Consider the following 6,000-nt stretch of genomic DNA (forward strand, 5'->3'; position numbering starts at 1 on the left):
GTGGGGCACAAAAGGGGTACATAGGACTTACTTACGGCTCCAATCCACAGTCGACGGTCATGCTTCGCACCGGGCCTACGTCGTACGCCATGGAGGACGCTGACCGTCGCGCGCCCGGCGCACGGCCACATCCGCCCTGCGGCAAGGAATGATCCTTTTGATGGCCTCCGAGCAGGCCCGCGTTCGCAGCGCGGGCCAGCAAGACACGCCCGCGCCGCGGTGGATGATGGCGGCTCCACGTCGTAGGAACTCGACCGGCGGGATCGAACGCGGCGGCATCCGCCGGATGTCGGCCGGCGCGCTGGAAGCCGGTATCCGCGGGCTGCTCATTGCCCGTGCGGCGATGCCGCGCGTGATACCGAGCCGACCTTGCGGTGACTTCTGGCATCGAGATCAGGCGCGCAATCGAGCCGACCACAAATTCGGACCTAAAGGCCACCCAAGGAGGCATCCATTCAATCGCCGATCCAGGCTTAAATTGAGCTGGTTTCAATACATGCAACTATTTCTATTTGGGCGGTACAGCAATGACCTACGGAGCCTGGGCGGAAAAGGTGTGCGCCGCCATCGACAGCTCGGCCGACGCTTTCCGGAATTCCACGACCTGGGAAGAGCTCGTCCACATCCTTTCAGAAAGCTCCGAATTTTCCGCCACCGATCTGGACGAGTATGGATTCTTCCAGATGATCTATGACTGGAACCTGGATTACCTGAATCCGGTCACCCTTGAACGTCTCAAGTGGTATCTCAATGCCTACTGCCTTGTGCTCGATGTGCCGAGTCCGTGGAATTCGACAGAGGTGGAGAACTACGCTGGAACCTGGTTTCTTCGCGTAGAAAATAGCTGGCAGGACGCCAGTGCAAGTAACAACGCGGCACTAGCAGCAAGAGCTCCGAACACCTACCTCGTAGGGCACGGCGGAGAGCAGGATCTGCAGATCAGCATCGGCGATGAAACGGTCATCTGGCTCTACTCGACCTCTGGGGAACTGCTGTCCCAGCTCGTAGGAGCCGCGCTCATCGACCGGCCGGCACAGGCCCCTGTGACGAGACTGGACAAATCGTCCGGCGAATTTCCCAACATCCAGCTAGGCCCGCTCAGTGACGGAGAACTGGCAGCCTACGTGCAGGTTGCCCAGGAGAACAGTGCTGACGGCCAGGTCTCCTGGGTGGCCACGGACGGACTCCCCATTCGGTTCATCCAGGAGGGAACGGCACTGTGCCTCGATGAAGCCTTCGGCAGAGCCAATGCCCGCTGCACTCCCTCACGCCACACGTGTGGAGGGGTCCTGCAGATCCACGCAGGCAGTGAGATCCGGCTAATAACCTGCCGTGAGCCCATGACGTTCACCGTCAAGAGCATGATGCGAACAACCAGGCCAGAGCAGGATGACGACTTCATCGAGACAGCCAATGATTACGTGGAGTCACTCTTGCGTCGCGCGAAGACCAAGCCGCGCGAGGTGGTGGCGGAAATCGAGGGCCTACCGGCAAAATCCCAGGCACTGTTGCACTCCTACACCGCATTGACCAGATTCCTGGCAATCTACTACGTGACGGCGGCGAGCAAGTCGGTCGAAAAAGGCGAACTATCCCCTGAAGGATTCCTTTCATATTTCTCACAGCTCAGCAGCGCGGATAAAGAGTCATGCTTCGAGGATCCGACGCTCTCCGCCTTCATAATGACCGTCGGGGGGGATGGTGACTCGCCCGTCAGAGCATTTTTCAGAAAATTCGTACAGTTTGGCGAGGAGGGGCGTCACCAAGAGTGGGGGAAACTCGACGACAACAACCGGCAACTCGCCCGGCAGTTCCGATCCGTCGAGAACTGGGTGAACACAACCCTGCCGATGGTCGAGCAGCTCAAGCTACACATCAAGTCCATGGCGGGAGCCTACGAACTGCAAAATATCAATCCGTTCTTCGAGGCGATGGCGCTCGGGCGCAGAATCCAGAAGAACGAGGCTCCACATGCGGAAACCGCCATCCTGAATTATCTCATGGAATGCGGCCTGGTTTTTGCCGAGAAAAACATGATCGACTCCTTCTTGGGTCTATCAAAAACGGATCAGAGGACCACATGGGAGTCGCTGACGCCGTTGGCAAAGGAAGGAATCGCCTTCCAGGAGCGCGTCAAGAAATGGCGAAGGAGCTTCTGAAACTCGAATGGCGAATCCGATTTGAAAGTCACACGTGTAGCCGCACAGGCCGATACAGGCGCGTAGACGGCAACACTTAGCACTGGAGCGGTCGATCGGACAGCCGACGGAGAGCGGCGGACGGCACACCTCGCGATCGTCAGTCCAGGAACACGCCCAACGATGGTTCGGCTGGCCGGTGACGCCTCTTCCCACCCGAGTGAGCAGTGTATGCATCGTGTGGCTCCGGCTGGGGCCTGGTCACGTCGAGGGCCGGAGTGGGGGTGACGCTGCGGCCACCGCTCCGCTCCGGCGATGGACCGTCAAACCCGACCGGCCGATGTCCGGTTCACCTACGTATGCGCCCTCATCGGTGGATCGGCACCCCTCATTTTAAGGTCGCGCAGCTTGGTGAGGGGCAGGATCCATCGCTCCGGGCGCTACGCTCAGGCATATTGACTCTGCATCCAATTGCCACTGCGGCCCCGCAACGACGCGGGAAGCCGCCGACCATCCGGGGAAATTCCGTGATCAAGCGTTGTGTCCTGGCCGTGACCCTGGCGATCGCCGCCCTCGTCTCCGTTTCGCTCCCCTCGGCTTCCGAACCGGATGTCGTCGTCGCCGAGTGCGCCCCTACCCAGCACTGCGGGGTCGACACCTCTTGGGGTGGCTGACCGCGCGGCGGGCCGGGCCACTGCCCGGATGAACGCAGACATCTCGTGAATCGTCCCGGACTGCGCGGCTGTCGGGAAGCTCGCCGGGGCTCGTCCCGGCCGTCCCCCGCACGGGACGCGTCGGACCGCCTGAGGAAGCCGGGCCCTGACCGGCCGGACCTCCCGGGTACACCCCTCCACGTCAGCTGACTCGTTCCCGCAGGTCGCTCCGGACGCGGCCTGCGGGAACGCCGCGACCGGAGCAGCGTGCAACCACCCGTTCGGAGAAGACAGACCGTGACCGACTTCATGACCAGCGCCCCGCCTTCTTCCGCCGCACATCTCGAAACGGTGCCCGCCCCGGTGTTCCGCGAGGCGATGACCCGTTTCGCCGCCGGCGTCACGGTCGTCACCGCCTACGCCGGCGGCGACCCGGTGGGCTGCACGGCCACGGCCGTGCTGTCCCTGACCGACCGTCCGCCCACCCTGCTCGTCTCGCTGGCCTCCGGCAGCGGGACGCTGGAGTGCATCCGCACGGCCGGCCACTTCGGTGTCAGCGTGCTCCCCTACGCGCTGCGCGGGCTGGCCGACCGCTTCGCCGGGCAGCCTGCGGCTCGGCGGTTCACCGGGGTGGCCCACGAGAGGCGGTCCGGGGCACCCCTGTTGACCGGTTCGGTCGCCGGCCTCGTGTGCCGGGTCAGCCGGTACGTTTCGCTGGACGACCACACTCTGGTGGTCGGCCGCGTCGTCCACACGCAGACCGACGACGGTGACGCCCCGCTGGTGCACTTCGCCCGCCGGCAGACCCGGCCGTGCCAGGTGTGAGCCACCGCACGGGATGATCCTTGCGGCAGCTGGGGGCCGGTACGGCCACGCCCTTTCAAGCAGATTCGCAGTCTTTGCTGACACTTTATCTTGACATGAACCGCACGAATCGCCATCCTCGCCCACACGCTCGTTCGTCATACTCCGACAAGCGGAAGGGTGATCTCAATTTGAAACGACGCCCACTCCAACTCCGGTTCCACCGCAGGTCGTTGCTCCTCGTACTGCCACTCCTGCTGGCCTTGCTGGCCCTGGGGACCGGACCGGTCACCCATGCCACGGCCGACCAGGGATGGTGGAACCCGATGGCGCGGCCCGTACCGGACTCGCAGATCAACGCCGTCGGGGAACCCTTCAAGGGCACCGACGCGCAGGGCCGGGTCCGCGGATTCGTCGACGCACACGTGCATCTGATGTCCAACGAGGGATTCGGTGGACGGCTCATGTGCGGCAAGGCCTTCTCCGACCGCGGCATCGCGGACGCCCTGAAGGACTGCCCCGAGCACTACCCCGACGGCAGCCACGCGGTCTTCGACTACATCATGAACGGCGGTGACGGCCGGCACGACCCCGTCGGATGGCCGACCTTCAAGGACTGGCCCGCCTACGGATCGCTGACCCACACCCAGACGTACTACGCCTGGGTCGAACGGGCCTGGCGCGGCGGCCAGCGGGTGCTCGTCAACGACCTCGTCAGCAACAGCGTGATCTGCAACGCCTACTTCTTCAAGGACCGGGGCTGTGACGAGATGGACGCCATCCGTCTCGAGGCCCGGAAGACCTACGAGCTCCAGGCGTACGTCGACGCGATGTACGGCGGTCCGGGCAAGGGCTGGTTCCGGATCGTCACCGACAGCGACCAGGCCCGCCAGGTGATCGGCCAGGGCAAGCTGGCCGTGATCCTCGGCGTGGAGGCATCCGAACCGTTCGGCTGCAAGCAGGTCTTCGACATCCCCCAGTGCGGACCCGAAGACATCGAACGCGGCCTCGACGAGCTCTACGGTATGGGCGTGCGCAGCATGTTCCTGTGCCACAAGTTCGACAACGCGCTGTGCGGCGTACGGTTCGACACGGGCACGGTGGGGGCCGCGATCAACGTCGGCCAGTTCCTCTCCACCGGTACCTTCTGGAAGACCGAGAAGTGCACCGGCCCGCAGCACGACAACCCGATCGGGCTGGGCCTTGCCGCCGAGGCGCAGCAGGCGCTCCCTCCCGGGGTCGCGGCTCCCGCGTACGCAGCGGACGCGCAGTGCAACACCCGAGGCCTGACCGGCCTCGGCGAATACGCCATCCGCGCCATGATGAAGCGTCACATGATGCTCGAGATCGACCACATGAGCGTCAAGGCCGTGAACCAGTCGTTCGCCGTCCTCGACGGTGCGGCCTATCCGGGGGTGATCTCCTCCCACAGCTGGATGGACACCGACTGGACCGAGCGGCTCTACCGCCGCGGTGGCTTCATCGCCCAGCACATCCACAACGCACCGGACTTCGCCGCCGAGGAGCGGTCCACGGCCGCCATCAGGGCCAAGTACCAGATCACGGGTTACGGGATCGGCACCGACATGAACGGGGTCAGCGAGCAGCCCGGCCCCCGCGGCGACGCCGCCGCCAACCCCGTGACCTACCCGTTCCGCAGCGCCGACGGCGGCTCGCTCCTGGAGCGGCAGACCACCGGGCAGCGGACCTGGGACATCAACACCGAGGGAGTCGCCCACTACGGTCTGGTCCCGGACTGGGTCGAGGACGTCCGGGTGACCGGCGGTCAGGACGTCGTGGACGACCTGATGCTCGGCGCCGAGGGATACCTTCGGACGTGGGGCGCGACGGAACGACACCCCGGCGACCGCGTCGACGCCTGCACCGGCACACCCGGCCGCGGCGTGGACCTCCGCTACCAGGCGCATGTCGCGGACATCGGCTGGCAGGGCTACACCGGGCAGAACGGCACCAGCGCCGGAACCACCGGCCTCGGCGACTCCATCCAGGCGGTCCGGATGTCGGCACGCGGGGCGGGCGGCCTCTGGGTCCGCGCCCACGTGCAGAACATCGGATGGCAGCCGTGGCAGTACGCGGCCGACGGTCAGCAGGTGCAGGTGGGCACCACCGGGCAGGGCCTGAGGCTGGAAGCCCTCGAGGTCCGGGTCGGGTCGGGGACGGTCGCCGGCCGCGGGCACGTCCAGGACGTGGGGTGGACCGCTCCCGTGCGGGGCACGAGCATCGTGCTGGGCACGACCGGGCAGAGCCGCCGGTTGGAGGCGATCTCGCTGAACCTCTGTTCCTGACCGTCGCAGGTTCTCGCCGATCGAGGTCCGGGTGAGCCGGGCGACGTACGCGAGCGAGAGGGCGGCCAGCACGGCGCCGGGCAGGATCAGCTGGGTGAT

General features: G+C 65.3%; 3 protein-coding genes and 1 pseudogene. 3 read left to right on the forward strand and 1 reads right to left on the reverse strand.

Annotated features, from left to right (window positions below):
- Positions 1 to 527: 527 nt before the first annotated feature.
- The 3 genes from AB0D08_RS32925 (at position 528) to AB0D08_RS32935 (ending at position 5,901) form a co-directional block, all read left to right on the forward strand.
- Positions 528 to 2,159 (forward strand): hypothetical protein, encoded by a 1,632-nt coding sequence (locus AB0D08_RS32925; RefSeq protein WP_359893922.1) that lies wholly within the window; start codon positions 528 to 530, stop codon positions 2,157 to 2,159.
- A gap of 929 nt (positions 2,160 to 3,088) precedes the next feature.
- Positions 3,089 to 3,616 carry a flavin reductase family protein gene (locus tag AB0D08_RS32930; protein ID WP_055731226.1) on the forward strand — a complete coding sequence of 176 codons (528 nt, stop codon included), beginning with the start codon at positions 3,089 to 3,091 and terminating at the stop codon, positions 3,614 to 3,616.
- A 305-nt stretch (positions 3,617 to 3,921) separates the two neighbouring features.
- A complete protein-coding gene (locus AB0D08_RS32935) occupies positions 3,922 to 5,901 on the forward strand; it encodes a hypothetical protein (RefSeq protein WP_359893926.1) in 1,980 nt (659 codons plus the stop codon).
- 3 nt (positions 5,902 to 5,904) lie between these two features.
- Here AB0D08_RS32935 and AB0D08_RS32940 read toward each other — a convergent pair.
- Positions 5,905 to 6,000, reverse strand: a pseudogene (locus AB0D08_RS32940) (ABC transporter permease); the annotation flags it as partial.

Source organism: Kitasatospora sp. NPDC048540, assembly GCF_040651175.1.
Classification (GTDB): domain Bacteria; phylum Actinomycetota; class Actinomycetes; order Streptomycetales; family Streptomycetaceae; genus Kitasatospora.

Excerpts from the sequence above, each read along its gene's own strand:
- AB0D08_RS32935 (WP_359893926.1), top strand. The coding sequence starts at position 3,922 with ATGGCGCGGCCCGTACCGGACTCGCAGATCAACGCCGTCGGGGAACCC.
- AB0D08_RS32925 (WP_359893922.1), top strand. The coding sequence starts at position 528 with ATGACCTACGGAGCCTGGGCGGAAAAGGTGTGCGCCGCCATCGACAGC.